General features: G+C 40.6%; 18 protein-coding genes. 8 read left to right on the forward strand and 10 right to left on the reverse strand.

The window, feature by feature from the left end; translation table 11 throughout:
* Positions 1 to 127 precede the first annotated feature (127 nt).
* From LVD17_RS08145 to LVD17_RS08155, 3 genes are all read left to right on the forward strand, one after another.
* Complete coding sequence (locus LVD17_RS08145) at positions 128 to 2,500, forward strand: ABC transporter permease (protein ID WP_233766011.1); 2,373 nt, start codon at positions 128 to 130, stop codon at positions 2,498 to 2,500.
* A 471-nt stretch (positions 2,501 to 2,971) separates the two neighbouring features.
* Positions 2,972 to 5,740, forward strand: coding sequence for a CHAT domain-containing protein (locus tag LVD17_RS08150; RefSeq protein ID WP_233766012.1), 2,769 nt, complete (start codon positions 2,972 to 2,974; stop codon positions 5,738 to 5,740).
* A 513-nt stretch (positions 5,741 to 6,253) separates the two neighbouring features.
* A complete protein-coding gene (locus LVD17_RS08155) occupies positions 6,254 to 6,559 on the forward strand; it encodes a hypothetical protein (protein ID WP_233766013.1) in 306 nt (101 codons plus the stop codon).
* A gap of 348 nt (positions 6,560 to 6,907) precedes the next feature.
* Here the strand turns inward: LVD17_RS08155 and LVD17_RS08160 are convergent, their stop codons facing one another.
* The 3 genes from LVD17_RS08160 to LVD17_RS08170 form a co-directional block, all read right to left on the reverse strand.
* Entirely contained in the window at positions 6,908 to 9,340 is a 2,433-nt protein-coding gene (locus LVD17_RS08160) for a bifunctional UDP-N-acetylmuramoyl-tripeptide:D-alanyl-D-alanine ligase/alanine racemase (RefSeq protein ID WP_233766015.1), read from the reverse strand.
* Between the two features lie 128 nt (positions 9,341 to 9,468).
* The gene (locus LVD17_RS08165) at positions 9,469 to 10,338 is read right to left on the reverse strand and encodes a GNAT family N-acetyltransferase (RefSeq protein WP_233766016.1); all 870 of its coding nucleotides are present in this window, start codon (positions 10,336 to 10,338) and stop codon (positions 9,469 to 9,471) included.
* A gap of 1 nt (position 10,339) precedes the next feature.
* Entirely contained in the window at positions 10,340 to 10,678 is a 339-nt protein-coding gene (locus LVD17_RS08170) for a tRNA-binding protein (protein WP_233766017.1), read from the reverse strand.
* Positions 10,679 to 10,770: 92 nt separating this feature from the next.
* On the opposite strand from LVD17_RS08170, the gene LVD17_RS08175 reads away from it, so the two are divergent.
* The 3 genes from LVD17_RS08175 to LVD17_RS08185 all read left to right on the forward strand — a co-directional run bounded on the left by LVD17_RS08175 (position 10,771) and on the right by LVD17_RS08185 (position 14,384).
* On the forward strand, positions 10,771 to 11,187 hold the full coding sequence (locus LVD17_RS08175) for a hypothetical protein (RefSeq protein ID WP_233766019.1): 417 nt from the start codon (positions 10,771 to 10,773) through the stop codon (positions 11,185 to 11,187).
* A gap of 53 nt (positions 11,188 to 11,240) precedes the next feature.
* Positions 11,241 to 13,679: a TonB-dependent receptor gene (locus LVD17_RS08180; protein WP_233766021.1), complete on the forward strand. Its 2,439-nt coding sequence runs from the start codon at positions 11,241 to 11,243 to the stop codon at positions 13,677 to 13,679.
* 102 nt (positions 13,680 to 13,781) lie between these two features.
* Entirely contained in the window at positions 13,782 to 14,384 is a 603-nt protein-coding gene (locus LVD17_RS08185; protein ID WP_233766023.1) for a hypothetical protein, read from the forward strand.
* Positions 14,385 to 14,527: 143 nt separating this feature from the next.
* On the opposite strand, the gene LVD17_RS08190 is transcribed toward LVD17_RS08185, so the two are convergent.
* Together LVD17_RS08190 and LVD17_RS08195 are read right to left on the reverse strand one after the other, a co-directional pair.
* Entirely contained in the window at positions 14,528 to 15,256 is a 729-nt protein-coding gene (locus LVD17_RS08190) for a 1-(5-phosphoribosyl)-5-[(5-phosphoribosylamino)methylideneamino]imidazole-4-carboxamide isomerase (protein ID WP_233766024.1), read from the reverse strand.
* Between the two features lie 571 nt (positions 15,257 to 15,827).
* Positions 15,828 to 16,598, reverse strand: coding sequence for a hypothetical protein (locus LVD17_RS08195; protein WP_233766025.1), 771 nt, complete (start codon positions 16,596 to 16,598; stop codon positions 15,828 to 15,830).
* 197 nt (positions 16,599 to 16,795) lie between these two features.
* Here LVD17_RS08195 and lysA point away from each other — a divergent pair, with 197 nt between their 5' ends.
* Positions 16,796 to 18,028, forward strand: coding sequence for a diaminopimelate decarboxylase (gene lysA, locus LVD17_RS08200; protein ID WP_233766026.1), 1,233 nt, complete (start codon positions 16,796 to 16,798; stop codon positions 18,026 to 18,028).
* 77 nt (positions 18,029 to 18,105) lie between these two features.
* Here the strand turns inward: lysA and msrA are convergent, their stop codons facing one another.
* From msrA to LVD17_RS08225, 5 genes are all read right to left on the reverse strand, one after another.
* Entirely contained in the window at positions 18,106 to 18,756 is a 651-nt protein-coding gene (gene msrA / locus LVD17_RS08205; RefSeq protein WP_233766027.1) for a peptide-methionine (S)-S-oxide reductase MsrA, read from the reverse strand.
* Between the two features lie 117 nt (positions 18,757 to 18,873).
* A complete protein-coding gene (locus tag LVD17_RS08210; protein ID WP_233766029.1) occupies positions 18,874 to 19,929 on the reverse strand; it encodes a PA0069 family radical SAM protein in 1,056 nt (351 codons plus the stop codon).
* Between the two features lie 137 nt (positions 19,930 to 20,066).
* Positions 20,067 to 23,231 carry a TonB-dependent receptor gene (locus LVD17_RS08215; protein WP_233766031.1) on the reverse strand — a complete coding sequence of 1,055 codons (3,165 nt, stop codon included), beginning with the start codon at positions 23,229 to 23,231 and terminating at the stop codon, positions 20,067 to 20,069.
* Between the two features lie 117 nt (positions 23,232 to 23,348).
* Complete coding sequence (locus tag LVD17_RS08220) at positions 23,349 to 24,047, reverse strand: response regulator transcription factor (RefSeq protein ID WP_233766032.1); 699 nt, start codon at positions 24,045 to 24,047, stop codon at positions 23,349 to 23,351.
* Positions 24,040 to 25,308 carry a sensor histidine kinase gene (locus LVD17_RS08225; protein WP_233766033.1) on the reverse strand — a complete coding sequence of 423 codons (1,269 nt, stop codon included), beginning with the start codon at positions 25,306 to 25,308 and terminating at the stop codon, positions 24,040 to 24,042. The genes LVD17_RS08220 and LVD17_RS08225 overlap by 8 nt, the downstream gene beginning before the upstream one ends.
* A gap of 165 nt (positions 25,309 to 25,473) precedes the next feature.
* Between LVD17_RS08225 and LVD17_RS08230 the strand changes: the two genes are divergently transcribed.
* The gene (locus tag LVD17_RS08230) at positions 25,474 to 25,866 is read left to right on the forward strand and encodes a DUF1573 domain-containing protein (protein WP_233766034.1); all 393 of its coding nucleotides are present in this window, start codon (positions 25,474 to 25,476) and stop codon (positions 25,864 to 25,866) included.
* Positions 25,867 to 25,957 lie beyond the last annotated feature (91 nt).

The following is a 25,957-nucleotide window of genomic DNA, read 5'->3' on the forward strand; positions in this document are numbered from 1 at the left end:
TTGAATGGAAAGCGCTAATCATTTGATAATCAATAATATTTGGTTGGTGGCATACGGATTGGAGTAGCGTAGTTGTTCCGAATCACCAGCCAATGGTCATGAGGTAATTCATCTAAATACAGAGAGCATGTTGAAAAACTTTTTTAAAATATCTTTTAGAAGCCTTTGGAAGCAAAAGGTTTTTAGCCTGATCAATATTGCAGGACTTACTCTCGGTATCTCCGTGTGTATGGTTATCTATCTATATGTAGATGACCAGGTCAGCTATGATAACTTTCACTCAAAGGCTGACAGAATCTTCCGTTTACTGCGTATCGGCAATATCAATGGAGAAAAATACTTCATTGGAGTTACGGCTGCACCATTTGCCGATGCACTTGAGACAGACTTTGCACATGAAGTGGAGCAGACTGTCCGGTTGTTTTATAGCGATGGCCTCGTACAGTACGAGGATAAAACTTTTCTGGAACCGAAATTTATACTTGCCGACTCCAATTTTTTAGAGGTTTTCACCTTTCCACTGGCCTTAGGAGACCCCAATACAGCTATGAGTAAACCCAATGGGGTATTGATCACTAAGTCAATCGCGCAAAAGTATTTTGGAGATGAGAACCCAATGAATAAAACATTTCGGGTGGGTAATGAATATGACCTGACTGTAACAGGGGTGTTTAAAGATTTACCGGCCAGGACACATCTTGATTTTGACTTTGTGGCTAACCTCGCCCTCCTGAGAAATGAGTCCTTTTTTAGCCATTGGTGGAGCAACAGCATGATCACCTATGTGCTTTTAAAAGACCCTGCAATGGAGCAGACCCTTGAAGCACAATTGCCGGATTTTATGACCAAGTACTTTGGTGAAGACTTTAAAAAAACGACCAATCGGATTGATCTGACTTTGCAGCCACTATCCGAAGTTTACTTCGAGCAGGATGTACGCTACGATCAGGTGCTTCATGGCAGCAAAAGCAGTGTTATCACCTTCAGTGCGGTTGGAGTATTCATATTTCTGATTGCCTGCATTAATTTTATGAACCTGGCGACTGCCAAGTCTGCACTACGGGCCAGAGAGGTTGGTGTGAGAAAAACGTTGGGCTCATCAAGAAGTAAATTGATTATCCAGTTTCTTGGAGAGGCTTTTCTGATATCCGGGACTTCGGTTGTTATTGCCTTTATGGCCCTGGAGCTGTTTCTTCCTTTTTTTAATCAGGCATTCGGTCTCGAACTTTCCCTGGCCCACAAACTGCCGGTACTCATCCCCGGTCTGGGGCTGATCATTGTTATTACAGGCCTGCTATCAGGAATCTACCCGGCCTTTGTCCTTTCCGGGTATAAGCCGGTTGAGGTATTGAAGGGAAAATTAAGGGGCGGAGGCAAAGGAATAAGCTTTAGGAAAGTGCTGGTGGTCCTTCAGTTTTCCACATCCGTATTTCTTATTATCCTGACCCTTCTGGTTGGCAAGCAGATGAAGTTTATTGAGGAAAAAGACCTTGGTTTTGATAGAGAGCAGGTATTGACATTTCCACTAAACCATGCTGAAATACGCGAAAAGAGTGAAGCTTTGAAAAATAGATTGCAAGAGCATCCCTCAGTAGTGGCTATCGGTAGCGGAACAGGTATTCCGGGTGGCTTTCACGATACCATGACTGCCACTATAAAAGGCATCGAAACCCAACCTCGTTTCCGTACACTATTTGCCGATGCCGGTTATTTCGAAAGCTTTGGACTGGAAATAGTGGCAGGGCGAAGTTTTATTAAAGACCATGCGGCAGATCATGATCAGACTGTAGTGCTTAACGAACGCGCAGTCAGGGAAATAGGCCTGACCAACGAGGCGGTCTTGGGAAGAGAGATTTCCATCTCTTTTGATTCCGTTCCTAAGACAATCATCGGAGTGGTTAAAGATTATAATTTCTCATCACTTAAGGCAAAAATTGAACCTCTCATGATCAGTAATGTCGACAACGGCAGAATGGTAGCGGTTAAGCTGGAGGGTGATATCAATGATGCAATAGCGCATATTGAAAACGTCTGGAATGACCACTCTTCTACCTACCCGTTGGAATATACATTTCAGGACGAGAATTTCAGCAGACTTTACAAGACGGAGCAGTTGCAAGGAAAGCTGTTTGCCACGTTTTCCGGGATTGTAATCTTTATTTCCTGTCTTGGCATCTTCGGCCTGGCCACGTTTACTGCTAACCAACGGCTGAAAGAGATTGGTATCAGAAAGGCGTTGGGAGCTACAATTAAGAGCATAATCGGGCTGCTGGTTAAGGATTACCTGCTGCTTATATTAATGGCCAACCTTGTTGCCTGGCCTGTAGCCTGGTACTTTTCAGAAAAGTGGCTGGATCAGTTTGCTTACAAAGCGCCCTTAGGTATAGGAATATTTGTTTTGACTCTTCTGGTTGCTTTGGTAATCGCATTGGCTTCGGTAGTGTTCCAGTCAGTAAAAGCCGCACTGGCCAATCCGGTTGATGTGTTGAAAGAAGAATAGACCCGCTTTTACAGAGATGCCTACATTGGTTAAATATGACCAAACTATCATCTTTCATAAATGGCTAATTAGCAGTCAATTTTTCACCATACTCTGAAACGGTTTTATGCAACTATATTTTCCACCTTTTTACATAAACTACTATGAAAAGTAGTTTTTCAGTATCAAATTTGTGTTCCCCAAGAATAATTCTATTCTTAAATGAAAGCAATTCTCTTCATCCTCTGTATTGCGCAATGCACCTGTTCTCTTTATGGACAAAAGGGATATATAAAAGAAATAGACAGTCTTAATCGGGAGTTTCCAAATGCACATGATACAGTAAAGCTTAAGATTTTAGATCAACTGGTAATAAAGAATTTCTCCACTAACAGAAATGCTGATATGTACCAATGCCTGGATAAAATGCAGGAACTCTCAAATAAGCTCAACGATAAAAAGGGGCTATTTAAATGTAGTTTCTACCAGGGGATGATTGCTTTTAATATAGAATGGCAACCTTCAAAAGCATTAAAACATTTATATAAAGCATTAAGAATTGGGCAAAAATATAAAATGGATGATCAAAAAGTGTTTTCATCTATTTATACCAACCTCGGACTGATTTATAAGAACATTGAGCAATTTGATTCTGCTGAATACTGTTACCAAAAAGTTATTCAAATCAATAAAAGTATTGGCTTAGATAAAAATAATGTAGTTGCCTACCTAAACATGGCTCGGATGCAGCATTCAATAGGTAATGCTTCTCTTAATTTAAAATATGCTAAGAAATGCTTTGATCTAGCCACAAAAGAAGGGGATGAATTATCCGAATATATAGGATATAAAACTATGGCAGAATCCCTGATCTATATTAGATCTCTTGATGCAGCACGAAATTATGCTAAAAAGGCTCGAGACCTGTGCCGTATGGTGTATGGGAATGATCATTCAAACATGGCTGCAACTATTCATGTTTTATTTAGGATTGAATTCTTTTCAGGTAATTATAAAGAAGCCTTATTATATGCAAAGCAGGCAGAAAGAATACTGGTCAGAATTTACGAAAACATTCACCCTAAGCTGTCAGGGACATATATTTATCTAGGAAAATGTTACTATGAACTTTGTCAGTATGATTCTGCGGAACATTATTACCAAAAAGCTTTAGTATGTACTAGGACTATTCAGGAGAAAAATAACATGGCCAGGCTATCTGCCTTTAAGTCATTGACAGAGTGCTATTTAGCAATGAATAACTATGTGCAGGCAGAAAAATACTTTAAAGATGCTATCAAGGTGGAGGGGGCACATGCTGAAGTGAAGGCCAGTCTTTACCGTGATATAGCAAGTTACCTTGCCAAAACAGGTCAATTCTTTGAAAGTTTAGAGTCTTATGAGCAAGCTATAAAAGTCTGCGTAAATCAATCTGCTGAGACTGAGTATAAAGATCCTACAGCGGCCTCATTAGGTAATACTTCCTTAGGGCTTTTACTCATGCAAGAAAAGGCCCTAATTCACGAAAACTTATTCAATGACTTAAACGAACAAAAGTATTTGATTAAAGCTGCGTATGAGTATCAAATTTGCGATTCTATTATTGACAACTTTCGAAATAATTACCAAAACACTAAAGATATATTAAATTATAATCAGGCTACGGTAAAAGTTTATAATGGAGGAGTGAGGGTATCAAAAAAATTGTATGATATATTTGGTAACAGCAAATATAAAAAGATGGCTTTTATGTTTGCAGAAAAAGCTAAATCAAACCTGCTGTATAGGTCCATCTTGTTACAAAATGCACTGCAGTATAGTTATCTCCCCGATTCAGTTTTAGCCTACGAGGAGGCATTAAAAGGAAAAATCACATACTACCTGTCTAAAATAAATACAAACCTGGATAACGACAGTAGCCGAATTGAATATGAAGAGCGATTATTCGATGTAGAAAGAGCCCATGAAAAGTTTCTAAAAAAGTTGGAAGTTTTATTTCCTAAGTATTATAATTTAAAATATAAGAATGATGTGCTCACCCTACAGGAAATACAGGAAAGATTGAACCATGATGTAGTTGTAGAATATGTGCTGACAGATGAGTCTGTATACGTTCTTTTGATTACAAATAGTGACTCGCAAATTATTGAGATGAAGAAACCAGATGAACTTGACCGATGGGTAGAAGGCTTGAGGGCGTCTGTACTATCTAGACAATACCAGCAATATCAGGATATAGCGTACGATTTATACCAGAAGTTATTTGAGCCTCTTGAACCTTATCTTAATAAGAATGATCATATTATAATAGTTCCCGATGGGATATTATGGTATTTAAACTTTGATCTGTTAGTAAAAAACAGGGGAACCGGAAGGCCCTTTTATGAATTAGACTATCTTATCAATGATTATGTAATCAGCTATGCTAATTCAGCTAATTATCTCTTTATGGATGAAGATCTACCCAAAGTTAAAGTAAAGAATAAATGTCTGGCCTTTTCATATAGTAGTGATTCCATAGCTACGTCATCCATGGACTTTTTAGTTCTTAGGGACTTCAAACATGATCTGCCAGGAACCAGAGAAGAAATACGTAGCATTTCAAAACTACTGCCGGGAAAGTATTACTTCGGCAGCTTAGCTTCCGAGGCCAATTTCAAGAGGGAAAGTCAGCATTATTCCATATTACACCTTGCTCTTCATGGAGAGGTAAGCGATAGAGATCCATTATTTTCCAGTCTAAAATTTTCTCAGAGTGATAATGATACTACGGAAGACGGCCATCTCAACATTTACGAGATTTATAACATGAATCTGAATTCTGAACTGGCTGTGCTTAGCGCCTGCAATACGGGCTATGGAAAGCTCGAAAAGGGAGAAGGATTAATGAGTCTCGGCAGAGCCTTTCAGTATGCTGGTGTTAGTAGTTTATTAATTAGCAATTGGGGTGTTCCCGATGAAGTTGCGCCTTCTGTTATGTATGATTTTTATAAATATATAAAACAAGGCATGACGAAAAGTGGGGCACTACGCAAGGCGAAGTTAAATTACCTGAAATCCGCAGGTATACATAAAAGCGCACCGTTTTATTGGGGAAGCTTTGTGGTAATGGGCGATACCTCACCCATAGAGATAGAAAATAATATGTTGAACAACTGGGTTTATTTTATAATTGTTATTTCCTTTTTTGCGGTGGTTTTATGGGTATCAGTGAACAGAATAGGACAAAAAAAAGCAAACCTTCATTTGTTTAAGAAATGATCAAACCATTGTTTCAGGCATTTTTTATGAAATGGACTAACTCAAAAGCTCGCTATAATATTTTTCTAAGATCAAAATCTCAAAAACTGGATAATTTTTAGAAAGGCGCAGGTAATCTCATTGTGCTGTGAAGTAAGCTTTTACCTATATATTAACAATCAGGCAATATATATTCTAAATAAAGACACATGTTACAAAGATAAGTTTGCTCCCGAATGTCTGATGTTGTCATATTATTACCTATTTGACATATTTGACGCATTGCCCATAGAGTTCTTACAAGAGTACTATTGGGGAAGCCTTAAACTGTTTTGTGCCCAATAATCAGACTATTATTGTGCAAAGTATAGCAGTTTAATCAAATGTTTGACCCGGTGATTTGATATGAGGTGATATAATTTTTAATTGGATCTTAGACTGCCATGATTAGGCAAATACAAAATGTTTACTTCTGCAGTTGAACGATACTATCGAAAAGTATACCTGTACTTAAATACTTAAAACCAACATTATATGGGAGCTTCCTGGGCTGAATCCCGAAAAAGGTATAATCAACTTTTAAAAGGTTTGGACGTTCTTATTGAAGATACAGCAGATCTCGTTGATAATTATGAAAAGCGTCATATTGAGTTTTCTAATCTCATCTATGAAAAGGGCCTTACAGAAATTATGAATGAAGCCAATTTTCTAACAGCTCATGAGCGTGAATTTATGCTGATGTACTATTCATTAAAAGGTCAGGTTGAGAGACTAAAACATTACAGAAAAGCCATTAGCTTAATGTTGATTAAAGACCCTGTTAATTATCCTGATAATTGAATCCGTTCAATCCCAATTTAACAAGTAGTGATTAGTTTTTTCTGCTACATACTAGCATATCCAAATCAGGTAGATCATGCGATATATTCATCTTCCTCGTACCATCAATATTCAATATGAACATGTCAAAGAATTCTTTTTCAGTGTCGGTCATTGCAATTCACCATGAATAATTTCACCGGCACTTTCCTGGTCATTTAATGGATCGGGAAAACAGGAAAGGCTGTTCAAAAATTCTAAAAGTGCCTTTTTCGTTATTAGAACCGATTTTTTAAAATTCGTTATTATATGAATGGATAAATTGTATTATAATAATTCGTATACTAATCTCAATGAAGATTAGCTACATTATTCCACATAATAAACCCGCTTCACTCGCTGACTAACATTGGTAAGTATTTCGTATGGTATGGTATTGATCTTTGAGGCTGCTTCCATGATTGTCAGGTGTTCTCCGAAAACTTCAACCTCATCTCCTTCTGACGCATCTATGCCTGTGATGTCGATCATGGTCATGTCCATGCAGACGTTTCCTATGACCGGCGCTTTTTTGCCATGCAGCCAGACTTCACCGACGCCGTTGCTAAATGCCCGGCTGAAGCCATCGGCATAACCAATAGCAATAGTGGCAATTTGCATGTCCTCCTTAGCCAGGCCTTTTCGGCTGTAGCCTACTGTTTCTCCCTCTTTAATATGTTTGATTTGAGAGATAATCGTTTTCAACCTGCTAATCGGCCGAAGACGGTGTTGTTCCAGTTTATTTGCCTCAAGACCATATAAGCCTATGCCAAGCCTTACCATATCATAATGGAATTCGGGAAAACGAACAATGCCAGGGGAGTTTACCAAATGTCTTAGTGGCCTTTTGTACAGGTTCTGTATTATCCTGCCAGAGAGCCTTTCAAACTTTGCCGCCTGCTCTTTTGAGAAAGTGTTATGCGTTGCCTCATCTGAGCCAGCCAAATGACTGAATATGCTCTTTACTTCAAGGTTCGGATACTTTTGTAATAAACCAATCAATTGATCTATATCACCTTCCTCAAAGCCAAGCCGGTGCATGCCGGTGTCCAACTTTAGGTGCACTTTCATGGACCGGTTTCCCAGGAAAGAGATAAGCTGTCTGAAAATATTGAAGTTGTACACCTCAGGCTCCAGTTGATACTGATAAAGCTTTTCAAAGCTATCTTCGCTGGGGTTCATTACCATGATAGGAAGATATATTCCATTTTTTCTCAAGATAACCCCTTCATCAGCATAGGCCACACCCAGATAATCCACCCTGTGGAATTGTAAAAGATTGGCTACCTCAAGGCTACCACTTCCATAGGCAAATGCTTTCACCATCACCATCAGCCTGGTCTCCGGCTTCATTCGAGACCGGTAGAAATTGAGATTATTGGTTAGTGCATCAAGGTTGATTTCCAATTGTGTACCATGGATTTTTTCTTCAAGGGTCCTTACAATTCTTTCAAAGGCAAAAGTTCGAGCACCTTTAACGAGGATAATCTCATCCCTGAAAGAAGTAAAGTCGTGCTGCTTAAGAAAGTCCGCCGTTGTTTCATAAAAGTAAGCCTCCATGTCAAACAACTTTTTAAAGCGTGACAATGCAGGACCTATACCTATAATTTTGGTTACGTTGGCCGTTTTTAGCAATTCGTTAACCTGAGTATACAATTTTTCCTGATCTGCTACAGATTGAAGTATATCGGAAATGATCACTGATTTGCTCTCGTGCTGTTTTTGATGCGATAAGAAATCAAGCGCTATCTGCAAACCCGCAAGATCATTGTTGTAAACATCATCTATTACATAACTGTTGTGGATAGCTTTTTTAAACTCAAGCCTCATGTGCACTTTATGAAGCTTGCTGATACCTTCCTGGATGGATAAGGAATCATAGCCTTTGAAAAGCATGTATGTAATACAATGCAGGCAGTTTTCTATTGAAGCCTTATCAATAAACGGGATTTTGAAAACATGATCAGAGCCAAACCTGATGTTCGCAACGGTCTCTCGTTCATTGTGGAGAACATCCATTATCCTCACGTCACTGTCAACATGATGCCCCCAGCTAAAACCTTTCCCGGCAAGGTATTGATCTATCTCTTCATGATCCTTACAATATACCACACGTTCTGTATGCTGAAATAGCCGGGCTTTCTCCTGTATTTTCTGCTTTCTGGAGTTAAATCCCGCATCGTGGGCCGAACCTATGTTAGTAAATATTCCAACGGTAGGCTGAATAATAGCCTCCAGTTTCTCCATTTCGTCCGGCTCAGAAATACCTGCCTCAAAAATCCCAACCTCATGTTGTTCATTAAGCTGCCATACCGAAAGTGGTACTCCAATTTGAGAATTGTAACTATGAGGATTTTTTACCGCTCTTTTATAAGGTACGATTAGCTGAAAAAGCCATTCCTTAACAATGGTCTTTCCATTGCTCCCGGTTATACCCACCACCTCTACATTGAATTGCTCACGATGAGCTTTCGCCACAGCCTGCAAAGCCATTAGGCTGCTGCTGACTTTCAACAAGTTACTATCTGGTAGATGGAACCCTTCTAAATCCTTTTCCACTACAAACTGACGAACGCCCTTATCATAGAGTGATTTAATGTAATTGTGACCGTCATGCCTTTCACCACTAATGGCAAAAAATATCCCGCCACTGGCAAAAAAAGATTTACGGCTATCGGTAATGAGGTACTTGATTTCCCCGGAGTATTCGGATAAAACAATTTCTCCGGCAGTAATCCCGGCAAGGCTGTTAAAGTCAATCATGGCTAGAAAAGGAGCTTTTTAATGAAAACATCCGACACGTCAGCGGATGTGCCTAAGATACATGTTTATTGGATATTCAGCGGTTGGAACTATATCAAAGCTTGTGACAAAATTATGAGTGATAAAGCTCAGCTTTCCAGCGGCATGATCATTTCATATTGGTTTAACTGGTTTTTAAACCCAAGGCTCTGGAAGAAGTTAATGGTATTTGTGGCTTCTCTCTGGATATTGATCACGGTCAGGATTTTCTGCTTGCTGGTTTTCTGAATGTACTTCACCAGGCTGGAGCCAACACCCTTACCTCTTACTTCCGTTGCAACGCCAATTTGGCTTATTCTGCCAAAAGCAGGCTGGTAAATAGCATAGCCTACACATTTACCCTCAGAGTAAGCCTCCACAATAGTCTCACTGGCTAAGTTATCATTGATCATTAGCGATGAATCCAGAAAAGAAGGGGCCTGATTGGCGAAGCGTTCGTAAACATCCCAACTTGGGTGCTTCACGCCGAATATTTCCAGGTTTACTTTTGGAGGTTTTACTTTTAAGTTTTTTGAGTCAAACTTGAAGCACCGGAAATATTTGGTTTCCCGAAAGCCGATACTTCTGTATGCTTTTATAGCGCGGTCATTCTCTGTCAGAACTTCCAAAACACACTGTTTTATCTTTCTTTCCTGAAAAAGTGGAATCAAAAAGTCATACATCCTGACGGTAAGCTTTTTACCTCTGTTGGCCGGACGTACACCAGTTCCTCCGTTATATGCCGTAAGTTTTCCTTCATAGTAATTAACAGCGGTAAATACAAAGCCGACTAATGAATTATCTTCACAGGCACCAGCGGAAAGGGCAAAATCTATTTTGAGCTTCTCAACAAATTTTCTAACAAACTGCTCTTTGGTCAACCTGAACGGCACTTTATAATCAGAAAACGAGTCCAGAAAAGTAATGTACATATCGGTCAAATCGACCGGCCTCAAACTTCTGATTTGTAGTTTACTCATCCTAGTGAAGTTTGGCGCCATTCGGAACCTCATGATCCGGAACAGCCAAAAGAATATGACCGTTTTCATCCGCAAAACCTGTAATCAGAATTTGAGATAGAAAAGGTCCTATCTGCTTTTCTGGAAAATTAACGACACAAACTACCTGCTTGTTGTGAAGCATTTCTTTGGTATAGTGATGAGTAATTTGAGCGCTAGATTTTTTTATACCAATATCTTCGCCAAAATCTACCCAAACCTTATAGGCTGGCTTTCTGGCTTCTGGAAAATCTTCTACCTTAACAATCCTCCCAACACGGAGTTGAACTTTATCAAAATCGTTCCAGTTAATCTGATCCATAATTGTACAAATATAATATTTCAACGAGTCGTACCAAGAAGGATTGTAACCTTTTGAAAATTAATACGTATATTAGTACACCTTGAAAAATCATGAGAGATAGGTCAGTCAAATACATCGCATCCATCCTCTTACTAGTTAGTGCGTGCATCGTAAATCCATTGGCAGCACAGGAGGGAAGCTTTATGTTCCATGAGGGAGGTGGAGATAATATTCAGGAGAAGCCTGAAGCACCAAGCTCTCCGGGCACTGAAAACTCTTATACACAGCCTGGCCTGAAGAGTACCTACAGCAGAGATAAGAATAAAAGCGATACTCAGGAGAAACCTGAAGAGAGTAACAAACAAAAACCTGCTGCCGCTGCCAACGTTCAGGTGCAAGTTCGACAAACAACAACCTCCCCGACCACCGGCAATAACGAAGAGGAAGATCCGGACTCCGTACTTTCTTTTAATTTTCTACACTACATCATTCAGAGATTCAAATTTTCTGAGGTAATAGACGAATAAATTCTTCCTGTTTTCTGAGATTTTTAAGATCGTATTTGCAACTTTGTTGCATTATGACTATTCGTGTATTTACATTTTTGATTTTTGAAGTCCTTTTATTCTCAACATGCCCCGCCTTTACTCAGGGAAAAAGGGATTGCAACACTGACTGCAGTTGTACTATTTCAGGCCTGGTGGTAGATGCCTCCACACAGGAGCCTATCCCTTATGCTACCGTACAAATCAAAAACTCTGAAAAAGGCGTTATGACCAATGAAGCCGGAGAATTTCAGATCAAAGAGCTTTGCGAAAAAGAATATGATATCTCCATTTCTCACTTGGGATACAAGAGTTTTGTACACCACCATGACATCTACCATCCTGACCTCATCGTTAAACTTGCTACCAATGATATGATACTTGAGAGTATAGTGATCGAGGGTAGCACTATAGAAACCGGACTTGAATCACTGACAGAGTCAAATCTATCTGGTAAAGAGCTGGAGAGCATTAAAACAGAATCGCTGGGTGACGTATTGAGCAATATTACCGGTGTTTCTACACTAAAAACAGGGCAGAATGTAGTAAAACCTATCATCCATGGCTTACACGGCAACAGGGTACTGATCATTAACAACGGTGTAAGGCACGAAGGACAAGGTTGGGGTCAGGAACACGCACCTGAAATAGATGCTGCCATGGCGGACAATATTGCCCTGGTTAAAGGAGCCGCTGCGGTAAAATACGGGCCGGATGCCATGGGAGGAGTGATCATCATTAATCCACCCAAAATGGAATTATCAACAGGGCACTTACACGGAACAGCGGGCGTAACGGCCGCAAGCAATGGCAGGTCTGTCAATGCAGATCTGCTGCTACAGCAGGGCTATAGAAACTTTGCCTGGATGGGCCAGGTTTCCGGACTATATCAGGGCGATCTGAGGACTCCCGATTATATGCTAACCAATACCGGTGCCCGTGAATTGAGCTACATGTTTGGTGCCAGGTTTCATCACAAACAGCTCGACCTTAATTTGCTATATAGCCATGTACAGCAAACGCTGGGCATACTGAGGGGGTCTGTTGTGGGCAATCTGGAAGATCTAGATATCGCACTAAAAGCTGATGAGCCGTATTTTACGAGAGATTTCAGCTACGACATCAATAACCCGCGGCAGGAAGTAAGTCATGACCAGATCAGGCTAAAGGGGCATTACAATTTTAATGATCATCAATTAGACTTTCAATATGGCTTCCAGGCCAATACCCGGCAGGAGTATGATGTAAGGCGGGGAAACAATAATGATCGGCCTGCCATAGACCTGGAGCTTTTCACACATACACTGGACCTGGACTGGAAGCATGCACCCATTTCAGACTGGAGTGGCACCATAGGAGTTCAATGGCTGTATCAGGACAATAATAATATCCCCGGCACAAATACCATCCCTTTTGTTCCTAACTACAATAATAACAGGTTTGGCCTCTATATCACAGAATCGCGACCTGTTGGCAACTTGGAGTTTGAAGTAGGCGTGCGGTATGACTATCAGTCGAACTCCGTAGCAGGCCGTGATGCTGACAATAATGTTTACAGGCAAGATCTTAACTATCAAAGTGTAACCGGACTGGTTGGTATAAATACCGTACTAGGCAAAAACACCAGCTTCCGAAGCAATTTTGGTACTGCCTGGAGGCCACCAAATATTGCCGAATTATACAGCTATGGCAAGCATGAATTTACTATTGACTTTGGGCTTTGGCGTCATACTACGAACGAGTTTGGAACACCGCAGAGTATATCCGATGTATTGGATCAAGATAAGAAACCTGTGGATAATGAGTTGGGATTTAAATGGGTAAATACATTTAACCACACCCTAAAAGGTCGAAGCCTTGAGATAACGGCACATGTTAATTACCTCAAAGGGTATCTCTACTCTAAACCGGCCGGAATAGCCGCAACTGTACGAGGGCCGTTTCCTTATTATGTATTTGACCAAACCGATGCGATCTTCTTCGGGTTAGATGCCAGCTATATCCTGCAACATTCCTCCCTATGGGAGTCTCGTGTACAAGGTACATACCTCCAGGCACGTGATATCAGCAATGATGATGTGTTTGTAGGTATTCCTGCTAATAAGATTGGTTATAAACTATCATTTATGAAACCAGTCTTTGGGTTAGATCAGTTTAGCGCTGCCTTGGAGACGAACTACACTTTCAGGCAATACCTGGCACCACGTGTTATAACGGTAGCCGAAATTAATGAAGCCAATCTTAATGGTGAAGACCTCTTTTCAGAAGATAAATCCAGCTTCGACTTCCTGCCTGCACCGAACGGCTACCTGCTTATGAACCTTAACCTGCAAGGCACCCTCAATCAATTTGTCTTTGGTGTTCAGTTTAAGAATCTCCTCAACGCCTCGTACAGGGACTACACCAACCGGTTAAGGTATTTTGCCGATGAAACCGGCTTTAATATGGTGATTTCTGCACGTTATAAATTTTAAAAATGCAAAATAAAACAATTTCTATTTGCATCATTGTTGCATTTAAATATATTTGTATCAGTTAACGATATGTAAATGTTTAATTTCATTTAAAACACTGATATGACAATTTTAAAATCAAACTATCTCGCGCTGCTATTGCTCGTAACTATAGGCTTTATGTCAAGCTGTAGTGATGATGACGCCCCGGAAGCTGAAAATGAAGAAGAAGTAATTAATGAAGTCACACTGACCTTTACCCCCGCAGCGGGAGGCTCTCCTCTATCATTTACTTACAACGATCCTGACGGCGAAGGAACAGCAGCACCAGAGCAAGACGACATTGTGTTGCCCGCTAATACCATATATTCTATGTCCATAACCTTCAAAAATACCGTAGGGACCAGTAATGAAGATATCACTGAAGAAGTAGAAGAAGAAGGACATGAGCACCAGATCTTCTTTGGCTGGACCGGAGCATTGTTCTCAAGCCCGACAGGTTTAGGAAACATTGGTGCCGGAAATCAGGATAATCCGGTAAATTACCAGGACACTGATACAGAGGGGTTGCCTATCGGATTGGAAACTGTTTGGGAAACTGCTGAAGCTACTTCAGGGACTTTCCGCATAATGTTAAAGCACCAACCTGATATCAAGACCGCTACATCTTCATCTGATGACGGAGAATCAGACATTGATCTTCTATGGAATATCGAGATACAATAAAATAGTACAATAACACTGATTGCTATCTCCTTTTGGTTTAGGTTGAATCAATCAGTAATTAAAGAGGCCGCTCAAAGCATTTTGGGCGGCCTTAGTTTTTTTATTAGATGCGAGCATTACAACTATCCATTGAATAGTTTCATTTATGCCTTTACCAAAAATTGCTCGAGTTCTTTAAGTTTTATACGTCCTTCATAAAATGCTTTACCAAAAATTACTGCAAATACACCCATATCATTAAGCCGCTTGATATCATCAACGCTTCTGACTCCTCCGCTGGCCAACACACAAATATCGGGAAACTGATCAATTATATTTTGGTATAGTTCAAACGCCGGACCTTGCATGACACCATCTTTGCTGATATCAGTTGTTTTTACATATTTCAGACCTCTGGAGTAGAAGTATTCAATATGGTCCATTATATCGAGGTCCGTGCTTTTTTGCCACCCTCTGATAGCTATCTTGCCGTTGATGGCATCTGCTCCCAATGTGATCTTTTCCCTTCCATATGAGATGATCCATGAGGAGAATAGCTCTTTCCTGCTTACCGCCACACTGGCAGCCGTAATATAACTGGCCCCGTATTCATAGGCCTTGCTTATATCTCCGTCCGTATGGATACCTCCGGTAAAATCAATTTTCAACCCGGTATATCCCGCTATTGCTTCCAGTATATGATAGTTAACCGGCTGGCCTCTTCGTGCTCCGTCAAGGTCTACAAGGTGAACCACTTCTATACCATGATCCTCAAAGGTCTTGGCCAAATCAATTGGACTTTGGTCATATACCTTCTCCTTTGAAAAATCTCCCTGTTGTAATCTGATTACTTTGCCTTCATTAATCGCTATGGAAGGTATTATCTGGATCATATGCAGTTGGTTTATAGTTAAAAAGGTTAAGCGCACAAAAATACACATTCCATGATGTGGAAGTGCAAATGAATTAACAACAAATTGTAAAATTTTCCCCTACTGATTTTTCTTCCCGATAGCACTATGGTGATTGATTCTTGGGGGAACTGGTAAAGTAGTAAAACTTAACGAGAATTACAAGAGAAAAGCCTCCTCAAAACCTGCTTCAAAGGGACTTTTACAGTATAATTACTTCTGTTCTTCCGGAGCCCTTCGGGGTTATCACTTCCATCCGGATTTTCGTTAGGAGCAATGGATCCTTCTTCTCCGCATCCCATGGCAGCCAGTCTTCGCTTATGTATTCCCTTGTCAATCAGATAATTCCGAATAACATCTGCTCACCTTGGTGAAAGCTCCTGCTTGTGAACGGCATCTCCTTTGCCTTTTGTATGGCCGCAATTTCGATCTTCGCCTTTGGATGCCTCAAGTCAAACAACAAGTCCAGGTGCAGATGAGCTTCCGGCTAAATGGCTGCTTTATCAAATTCGCAATAAATATGCCCTACTACCAGTACGGTTCCCGTTGTTATTTACTCACATTCATCATCTTCAAAACTAATATTCCAGCAGTGGCGCTGGTCATCCTGATAATATTCCTGTTCGGTTATCCAGCCATATTTTTTGTTTCTGTTCCATCCCACCGAGGCGGTGTTACCGTTGTTAAGCAAATTGTAGAGTCCGTCATAAATGCTTTCATCAGTTATGACGTATTCAATGTAGGAGCCGTCTCTATGGGCCATGTACTTCATGTGGTTGATTATGCTCTCGGCATTTTCTTCCCACTGTATTTTTACAGCCTCAATGCTGTCCACGGGGTGTTTGTACAGGCTCCAGGTTCCTGATTTTCTGTCAGGCGCTGACAATCCCTGAATAGCAGTAAAATTTTCAAAACTGCCCGGTTTGGAGATGAGCATCTCCCAAACTACGCCATTCTCACCTTCGGTGGCTAATAGTTTAGAGGTATATTGTTCGCCTTCGAGCTTAAATTCTGAATTCCACGCCCAGCCCTCGCCTGAGTAGGTAGCTTCTTTATTTGTAGATATTAGGTATGCTGTAATTGGCATATTCATATCATTATCCATAAACTTCTTCCATGATGAAATATGCCCACCTGCTCTTATGGCATTTCCAAAAGATTCCTGACGACCGTTGTTAACAGCAAAGGTTTCAAACTCCATTAGCATGGTAGAAGGCGGAAGGATATCGATGCGGCTGTCAGATCCCGGGTCATCGTCATCACCAGAGCAAGAAATCAATAATTGACCAGCCAACAGGACAACCATAAGAGCAATCTTTCTCATTCGATAATTATTTTAATCTTTCTAACAGCCTAAAGAAGATGTTGTTATAGCGGGCCCATTATTTTCTGGAATATTCAAGCTCTATGGGTCGTTTACAGCCACTTTTGCTCGCTGATAAGTTTAATCTTCTTTTATTAAAAACAAATGATATACGCTGGTTGATTGGTTTTTATATCTTTGGCGAATATTTTTGACTTATGGAAATAAAAAACAACGCTTATCTGATACAAGGTGTCGATCTTAACAAAGTAGTTAAGGAGTTTGATTCGCCTGTATACGTTTATGATGCCAACAAGATTATTGATCAGCTAACTACGCTTAAGAATGCATTTAGCAATCAAAAGATCAGGATAAAATACGCAGCTAAAGCGTTGACTAATATTTCTATACTCAAGTTAATGAAAAAGCACGGCGCTGGTGTTGATGTGGTTTCGGTGCAGGAGGCTAAGCTTGCAGTTAAAGCCGGCTTTGAGCCTGGCGATATTCTTTTCACTCCAAATTGCGTGTCGTTTGAAGAGATCCAGCAGGGGGTGGAAATGGGTCTGACCATCAATATTGATAATATTTCGATTCTGGAGCAGTTTGGACATAAATATCACAACAGTGTCCCCTGTTGCATACGGCTGAACCCACACATTATGGCGGGTGGTAATTCTAAAATATCCACCGGACATGTGGATTCCAAGTTTGGTATCTCTATATATCAGCTACCTCATTTGCTGAGAGTAATCAAGACGAACAATATTGATGTGATCGGCCTGCACATGCATACTGGTTCTGATATTCTGGATGCTGAGGTATTCCTGAAAATTGCTGATATACTTTACGGTGTGGCCCGTGACTTTCCTAACCTGGAATTTATTGATTTTGGCAGCGGCTTTAAAGTCGGCTACAAAGAAAATGATATTACTACCAATGTTTATGATCTGGGTGTAAAGCTTAGCAAGTCGTTTGACAAGTTTTGCGAAAGCTATGGCAGAAAACTGGAAATGTGGTTTGAGCCAGGCAAATACCTTGTCAGTGAATCAGGTTATTTTCTCGTTAAAGCCAATGTAATTAAAACTACACCGGCCACCGTTTTTGTGGGTGTGGATTCAGGCATGAACCATCTGCTGCGCCCTATGATGTATGATGCTTACCATGAGATCATAAACATTTCTAACCCAAAAGGAACGCAAAGGGTGTATACTATTGTGGGCTATATCTGTGAGACGGATACTTTTGGCTGGGACCGGAAGCTCAACGAAGTGCGTGAGGGTGATATTCTGGCGATCAAAAATGCAGGGGCTTATGGTTTTAGTATGGCTTCCAACTACAATTCGAGATATCGTCCGGCAGAGGTATTAATTTATGAGGGTAAAGCCCATCTGATCAGGGAAAGAGAGACGATGGACGATATATTGAGAAATCAGGTGGAAATAGATATTTAGTAGGTAGTCTTGAGATTTGAGTATTGATACTTAAGAATTGTGAGGTTAGGTGAAATATCCAACCTCACAATCAGGATTTAATCCTTGTACTGGTCTTTTAGCTTATGCTTATATTCTTTCATGAACTTCTCAACTTTCGGACGGGAAACTGAGGCTACGTAGGGCTGGTTAGGGTGCAGCTCGTAGTAATTTTGATGGTAGTCTTCTGCTTCATAAAATGAGCTAAACCTGGTAATCTCAGTAACTATGGGCTTGTCATATTTACCCGAACCTTCCAGTTTTCCAATTACTTTTTTAGCTGTTTTCTGCTGTTCTGCTGTTCTGTAAAATATAGCAGATCGATATTGCTTACCAATATCCGGGCCTTGCCTGTTTAACTGGGTAGGGTCATGCGATGCAAAAAACATTTCTACCAACTCCTCATAAGTAACTACTTCAGGGTCGAATAGTACTCTGACAGACTCGGCATAGTCAGTACGGCCAGCACCAACTTCTTCGTAAGTAGGGTTGGATGTTGTACCTCCACTATAACCAGACACCACATCTTCAACGCCTTTTACTCTTTCAAAAACCGCTTCGGTACACCAAAAGCAACCGCTGGCAAAAATAGCCGTATCGAGTTTTGCTGCCAGAGCAGGGTCAATGGTTGTTTCTTCATGGTTCACATCACCACCTGACGCACAACTCACAAAAGCAGCAAGGGCAAACACAATTAATGGGATTTTCATCAGATAATTCATTTCGTATATCTTTTTAATAATCTAACTGGACTTAAAGTTTTTTGTTTCATGGGGAATATCGTCTGGAAGACAAATGACACGATTAACCTGTTCGTATTCGAATTATTAAAATAAGCTATAATTGCCTCCTTTTCTAAATTTTGTAAGGTCAAAAGGAGGAATTTCCCTTCCTGACATATATCTCGCTCTGGCTGCGCTAAATAACTGAGCAATCATGCCGGCAATATTACCTTCTCCTTTCATTCTTCTTCCAAACTGGCTGTCATTCACATGGCCTCCGTGAACTTCACATATCTGGTTCCATACTTTATCAAACCTGTCAGGGAAATTTTTACGCAGCCAGTCTTCAAAGACCTCTCCGATATATCCGTTAAGCCTCACTATGGTATAGCCAGCTCCAAGAGCGCCATGTTCTGCGGCTGCCTTAATGACTTTAGGTATTTCATGATGGTTGAGCCCCGGGATGATCGGGGCATTCATGATGGTAACAGGTACGCCTGCTTTTGACAATTCCTCTATAGCCTTAAGCTTTTTGTAAGCGCTGGCAGTACGTGGCTCAAGTACTGACCTCAGTTTTTCATCCAGTGAAGTAATGGAGAGTACTACATGAACGAGTCTCTCCCTGGCCAGAGGTTCCAATATGTCAAGATCACGAAGTACGGTTACATTTTTGGTAATGATACCCACAGGGTGCCGATATTTGAGGAATACCTCCAGAAGGCCCCGTGTAATCCCCAGTTTTCTTTCAATGGGTTGATAGCAATCGGTGTTGCCGGAAAGCATGATGGGCTGGGGCTTCCATGACCTTTGCAAAAGGTGTTTTTCAAGTAGCTCAGGTGCATTCTTTTTAACAATTATTTTGGTCTCAAAATCCAGACCTGCATTATAGCCCCAATATTCGTGGGTCTTACGGGCGTAACAATAAATGCATCCATGTTCACATCCCTGATAAGGATTTAGAGAATAATACATCCTCACATCCGGACTATCAACTTTGTTAACTACCTTTTTGGGGTTTTCATAAAAAATTTGAGTCGGAATTTTCTCTCCCAGCATCTCTTCATCAATCCCTTCAATATGCTCCGAAACATATTCCTGCTTTAGAAAAGGATTTGATGTTCTTATTTGTGCTCCTCTGCCTTTGTGATATTCCTGATCCATAAATCAAATTTACCAAATTTATTAGTTATTACTAATTATTTTAGTAAATTTACTTTCCATTAAATGCTATAAATAAAAAAAGAGATCTATACACAGCCAGGCTGGTATAGATCTCTCCTTTATTTAATGGGTTTTACTTAGAAGCTATATCTAAGCCCAAATTGCATCTGCCACCTTGACAGCAAACCAGTTTCAGGCGTAAAGGTTTCTGTTAGGTCTGTGTCAAAAGAATAAACAGGGTCGCCATTAGTTACACTTACTCCTATAGGTTGGGTATTGGTTGGAAATTGGCGAACTCCCCAGTCAGAATTGATGAAATTTCCAATATTCAGGATATCAATGCTAAATTCTATTGAATTGTTATTGGCAAACTTATAATTCTGCAGGAACCTGAAATCCCATCTCGAGTACCAAGGGCTGAGGGCATCGTATTTTTCAGCATAAGATCCCCGGTTATCACTTAAGTAATCATCCTGACTAATATATGCTTTAAGGGCTGCCCTTTGAGCCGTCTGCTCCGCAGCGGTACCCGTGAACGCCATGTTGTCAATTTCATTATCCGTAGGAATATAAATCAGGTCATTCAAACCCGATCCATCGTTGTTAATATCACCCGAATAGGTATAGCTAAATCTTCCTCCTTTAGCATACTCGAAGAAAAGGGAGATCGTTGTTGACCAATTATTGGCATATTTAAATGTTTTATTCATATTGCCGACCACACGATGCTTATTGCCATAGAGCGATGGTGTCAGCCTGGCCCTGTTAACATGTCCGATGCCTGGATTTCTGTCATAGGCATCACCTGAGATTTCTGCTTCGATAGAACTTGCGTCTTTGGCATCCAGATAGTTATAAGCCAGGCTGGTATATAAGCCGTTTGACCAGTTTCTTTTTACCTCCAGGGTTCCATTGAAACTTCTTCCTTCATCAGTATTGGTAAAAACATACGCATTAGTAGCACCGCCAAACGGGCCCTGAGCTCTATCTCCTGCCTCATAAATTACCCGGTTGTCAACACCATTTAATGTGCCTGAAGGTAATTGCAACCCATAGTTTCTTACCATCATGGCATTGATGTCTTTCGTGTAGGAGAGATCTGCACTTACTATCCAGCCTCCACTGAATTTTTTATCTGCACCTATACTGGTTCTCCATACCTGAGGGAACTTGAAGTCTTCTTCTGTCATCGTATAGAAGAAGAAATCCGGATTTGCCACTTGGTTTCCTACCCACACAAAGGGAAATCGTCCTGTGAAAAGCCCCGTGCCTCCTCTGACCTGCAAGCTCCTGTCTCCTTTTACATCCCAGTTAAATCCAACACGTGGCGAAATTAAAGGAGTCTGGTCCGGCAGATTGGTATGATCAAATTGGACGGGTTGTCCATCTTCATCATAGTAGATCACATCCGGTGCATATGAACCTCCCTCGCTTATTGTACCTCCTTTTCTGTCAATATTTTCCTGTATTTTATCAGCAGTATCAAAATACAGTGGCAGATCCATTCTCAAACCATAGGTAAGTGTAAAGTTTTCTGACAGATCCCACCTGTCTTGAACGTATAAAGCAAATTGTCCGACATTCGTCTCAGCCAAAGCCCAGCTGTCATTTGCATTGTTTGTATTGAAAGTGTTAACAGCATGATTCCTGGCAAATCCCAATGAATCTGCCGCTACATAGTCGAGAAAATCCTGCACACTGTTAAAGCCTGGACCAAACGTCCCTCCGGGATAAGGATAATTGAAAGGCTCATATATTCCAAGATTAAACGAGTTGTCAAACGAGAATTTTTCGAAGGATCCTCCAATAGTTACTGAATGAGACCCAAAATAAATATCAAAATTGTCAGTGATTTGCAGCACTTTTTGGTCGAGTCTGTTATTGATGGAAAAAGGCTCATGCCCTGCTACTATGTAACGAATTCCGTCCTTATTGATATTAAGCACCGGAAACGGGCTGCTAAAAGGATCTCGACTATCTTCGAATTGGGTGAAACCAATCTGAAATTTATTAGCTGTTTTATTCGAAAATCGCGATTTAAATTCCAGTAATCCGGAGTGTATTTTGTTATTGATGGCATAACCGGAGTTTCTAAATTGTAAAGTTGTAGCGTCGGGTCCTCTCCGGCCTATGGCTGACGGGTGGGCCGGTTTCTGCTTGGTTGCATCTAAAAAATTGTAAGTCGCTGTAAGCGTGTGTTTATTATTAATGTTCCAGTCAAGTTTAATAATCCCCTTTTCATTATCTGTATCATGTTTGTATCCCTGATAAGGCCCCGGATCGTAGCCTATGCTTCTTAGAGCATTTTGGACAGCCATAAGATCTGACTCCTCTACCCTTGACTCATTGGCACCATCCTGGGGGCCATTTTTGGCCACAAAGCTTGACCCAAGGTCTTCCCTTCTTTCAATCTCCATATTGGCAAAGAAGAAAAGCTTATCTTTAATGATAGGGCCTCCAATACTGAAGCCTGTTTGAATCTGTGTGAGATCGGGCACAAAAATTTCTTCTCCTTCAACTTTCTTACCCGTTAAACCATCTGATCTGTAAAAACCGAAGACTGTTCCTGAAACCTTGTTAGTACCACTTTTAGTAACTGCATTGATCGAAGCACCGGTAAACCCTGATTGGGTAACATCGTACGGAGCCACGGCAACCTGGATCTGGTCTATTGCATCCAAAGAAATTGGCTGAGCATCTGTTTGTCCGCCCGGTGTAGCCGCATCAAGGCCAAAAGGATTGTTGAAAATCGATCCGTCCAAAGAGAAGTTATTATATTGGTCATTTCTACCGCCAAACGAATTGCCATCAGATGAAGGTGTCAACCTATATATATCACTGGCAGAGCGTGTAATGGTTGGTAATTTCCGGATCTCCTCATTACTGAATGATTCAGATGCTCCGGTACGGTCACTATTAAAGGTTTCGTTATCGCCAGTTATTACGACCTCTCCCAGGGTCTGGATGTCCTCATCAAGGTTAAAATCAAGCTCCAGAACCTGTCCCAGAAGAAGTTGTACATCCGTAAGCTCCTGGCCAGAATATCCTATATATGTGACTTTGATTGTATATGGGCCTCCTACACGAAGGTTAGCCAAGTTATACTTACCATCGGCCCTGGTGGACGTCCCGTATTGCGTGCCTGTAGGCTCATGCAAGGCTATAACTGTGGCTCCAGGCAATCCCTGACCTGCAGCATCAGTTATTTCTCCTCTTATGGCAGCTGTAGTTACTCCCTGACCGTGGGAGAAAGCCACACCTGTAAATAGTAACAGTAATGATAAAAGTAATTTTCTAATCATGGTTATTTGGTTAGGTTTATTATGTTATGGGTTAATGAAAAAGTGCTGTCAAGCCAACCTCATCAAGTTAACTGGTTATAACGATCATTCAAAAAAAAGAATTGGAAATATGCGCCCTCAGGCTTTTAAATTCAGCTTGAAGCCGATGCCATGATAATTTACGATTTCAATGGAAGGGTCGCCGGAAAGGTACTTCCTGAGTTTTGATATAAAGACATCCATGCTACGCCCTAAAAAATAATCGTCATCTCCCCACACTTCTTTGAGTATATCCTCTCTTCTGATAACAATCCCTAAATTATTGCAGAAGCAACGTAGCACATCGGCTTCCTTTTGGGTCAGCACTTTAGTTGAGTTGTTGCCGGTTAGCGTCAGGTTGTTATAGTCAAAAGTATACTGGCCCATCTTAAAAGAATGAATAGGCTCATGAGTGCTCTCTTGAGTTGAGTGGCTTCTTCTGAGAAAAACTTCTATGCGGCAAACCAGCTCCTCCATGCTAAATGGTTTCACGATATAGTCATCGGCACCCGTCCTGAAGCCTTCAAGCTTATCGTCCTGCATGGACTTGGCGGTGAGAAAAAGTATGGGAATATCAGTATCTGTTGACCGTATCTGTCTTGCCAGGGTAAAGCCATCTTTTTTTGGCAGCATTACATCCAGTATACAAAGGTCAAACTGTCCCAGCTTATAGGTTTGCAGGCCTTCTTCCCCATCAAAACACCTCACCACATCATAGCCCTTCAAAGACAGGTTATCCTGCACGACAAAGCCAAGGTTTTTATCATCTTCAACAAACAGGATTTTCTTTTCAGCCATTATTCAGATAGAGTTTAAAGGTACTGCCTTTCTCTGGTTCGCTTTCCAGCTTTAATGCTCCCTTATGTGCCATAATTATCAAGTTTACATAGTTGAGCCCCAGACCAAAGCCTTTAACATCATGAACATTACCTGTAGGTACACGATAAAATTTGTTAAAAACCTTTTTACGCTCCTCATTGCTTATACCTATTCCGTTGTCTTGCACTTCAATGCATAGTTTGCCATTGATATTACAGGTCCGGATTTTTATTTCTGGAACCGTTTTGGTGTATTTGATTGCATTATCTAACAAATTATAAAATACATTAACAATGTGCAGCCTGTCACCATTAATGCACGGATTTTCCGCTTCCATCAGCAGCTCTACACTCCCCGCTTTCTCTTCAAGGTTTAGAGCAACTCCTTTTAGAGCTTCATCGATGATTTCGTGTATATTTATTCTTTCTCTTTTCAGGGTGATCTCCTCTTCATCCAGACTGGCCATTTGTAATACGCGCTCTACTTGTTTTTTTAAACGCTGGTTTTCATTTTGAATAATGGTGGTATAATTAAGCAATCGCTCCGGCTGCCTGATAATTTCCGGATCCTTTAAAACCTCTGTGGACAGGGCTATGGTTGAGATGGGCGTTTTAAACTCATGGGTCATGTTGTTCACGAAGTCCTTTTGTACCTCGGAGAGTTTTTTTTGCTTAAGGATCACAAATAGTGCATAGGCAAAAAAGATGATAACCACCAGTAAAACAAATGATGAAAACATCCACACTCCCATGCGATTGGTAATAATGGAAGCTTTATTAGGGAACTGTACTCCAAAGTAGTAATTCTGATTTTCCCATTTAGGAAGTATCCCCGGAGTACTGGCAGGCTTTAGTTTTTCGTCCATGGCTACATAACTACCGTATACCATTTTTTCGTTGGTACAATCATAAATACCATATTCAAAATCAGCGGTAATATTCCTTTTTCCAAACTCTGTTTTTAGTAAATGTTCCAGCAGGTTAGCATCAATTTCATTATTGATCATTACCACATAGTAGTTGGTTGAGAGTTGTCTGATAGGATTATTTGCAGGCTCGGCAGTATTGGAAATTTGAAAAAACTGATTGGCCACATTATATAGAGCAGTGCTCACGTCACGGTTAAACTGATCTGCTTCGGTATCAAATGCCTGCTTAAACCAATACACCTGGGTAATGACTATCCCGGCTATACTGAGAACAGCCAGCACTACTAATAGCCTTATGGTGTTGCGTTTCATTACTTGAAAATAATAAAAAGAGAGATGGATTAGCCACTCTTTAACATCTCATTAACAATTATTACAAATCTCTTAACAAAATGATTCTGAAGTTATTCACAATTTGAACGTGTGGATACTGTCTATAGTAGTCACATGTTTTTATCACACTAAACTCTAATTATTATGAACAAGTTACTTTCAACTATCGCATTCATTTTACTGGCAGCAATGTCATATGCTCAGGACCTTGTAACATCAACAAACAATGCTGATTTCCTATGGGAAGAGTCCTTGACTTATGATTTCGGAAAAATTACACTAAACGAACCTGCAATACACACTTTCAGGTTTACGAACAATGGGGAAACTCCCCTGATCATTTCAAGTGCTAAAGCGTCTTGCGGCTGTACAGTGGCGGCATATACCAGGGAAGCCATCATGCCGGGTGAAACCGGCGAGATCACCGCCACTTATAATGCTAAAAAGAGCGGCCCTTTTCAGAAAGGTATCACAATTACTTCCAATGCCAGGGACAACGTTGTTGTTTTGTACCTGAAAGGGGAAGTAACTGAATAGTTAATAGGAAAGTGCTGCCCGGCTACGATAACGGATAGTAAGCAGCACTTTCCACATTCTCAACATCAATATTGACAAAACTCATAGAAAC

The organism is Fulvivirga ulvae (assembly GCF_021389975.1).
Taxonomy (GTDB): domain Bacteria; phylum Bacteroidota; class Bacteroidia; order Cytophagales; family Cyclobacteriaceae; genus Fulvivirga; species Fulvivirga ulvae.

Bases quoted from the DNA above. Each gene is read 5' to 3' on its own strand.
- LVD17_RS08145 (WP_233766011.1), top strand. From the start codon at position 128: ATGTTGAAAAACTTTTTTAAAATATCTTTTAGAAGCCTTTGGAAGCAA.
- LVD17_RS08160 (WP_233766015.1), bottom strand. From the start codon at position 9,340: ATGATTGACTTTAACAGCCTTGCCGGGATTACTGCCGGAGAAATTGTT.
- LVD17_RS08175 (WP_233766019.1), top strand. From the start codon at position 10,771: ATGAGAGATAGGTCAGTCAAATACATCGCATCCATCCTCTTACTAGTT.
- msrA (WP_233766027.1), bottom strand. From the start codon at position 18,756: ATGAAAATCCCATTAATTGTGTTTGCCCTTGCTGCTTTTGTGAGTTGT.
- LVD17_RS08220 (WP_233766032.1), bottom strand. From the start codon at position 24,047: ATGGCTGAAAAGAAAATCCTGTTTGTTGAAGATGATAAAAACCTTGGC.
- lysA (WP_233766026.1), top strand. From the start codon at position 16,796: ATGGAAATAAAAAACAACGCTTATCTGATACAAGGTGTCGATCTTAAC.
- LVD17_RS08195 (WP_233766025.1), bottom strand. From the start codon at position 16,598: ATGAGAAAGATTGCTCTTATGGTTGTCCTGTTGGCTGGTCAATTATTG.
- LVD17_RS08180 (WP_233766021.1), top strand. From the start codon at position 11,241: ATGACTATTCGTGTATTTACATTTTTGATTTTTGAAGTCCTTTTATTC.
- LVD17_RS08150 (WP_233766012.1), top strand. From the start codon at position 2,972: ATGATTGCTTTTAATATAGAATGGCAACCTTCAAAAGCATTAAAACAT.
- LVD17_RS08225 (WP_233766033.1), bottom strand. From the start codon at position 25,308: ATGAAACGCAACACCATAAGGCTATTAGTAGTGCTGGCTGTTCTCAGT.
- LVD17_RS08190 (WP_233766024.1), bottom strand. From the start codon at position 15,256: ATGATCCAGATAATACCTTCCATAGCGATTAATGAAGGCAAAGTAATC.
- LVD17_RS08210 (WP_233766029.1), bottom strand. From the start codon at position 19,929: ATGGATCAGGAATATCACAAAGGCAGAGGAGCACAAATAAGAACATCA.
- LVD17_RS08155 (WP_233766013.1), top strand. From the start codon at position 6,254: ATGGGAGCTTCCTGGGCTGAATCCCGAAAAAGGTATAATCAACTTTTA.
- LVD17_RS08170 (WP_233766017.1), bottom strand. From the start codon at position 10,678: ATGGATCAGATTAACTGGAACGATTTTGATAAAGTTCAACTCCGTGTT.
- LVD17_RS08215 (WP_233766031.1), bottom strand. From the start codon at position 23,231: ATGATTAGAAAATTACTTTTATCATTACTGTTACTATTTACAGGTGTG.
- LVD17_RS08165 (WP_233766016.1), bottom strand. From the start codon at position 10,338: ATGAGTAAACTACAAATCAGAAGTTTGAGGCCGGTCGATTTGACCGAT.
- LVD17_RS08185 (WP_233766023.1), top strand. From the start codon at position 13,782: ATGACAATTTTAAAATCAAACTATCTCGCGCTGCTATTGCTCGTAACT.
- LVD17_RS08230 (WP_233766034.1), top strand. From the start codon at position 25,474: ATGAACAAGTTACTTTCAACTATCGCATTCATTTTACTGGCAGCAATG.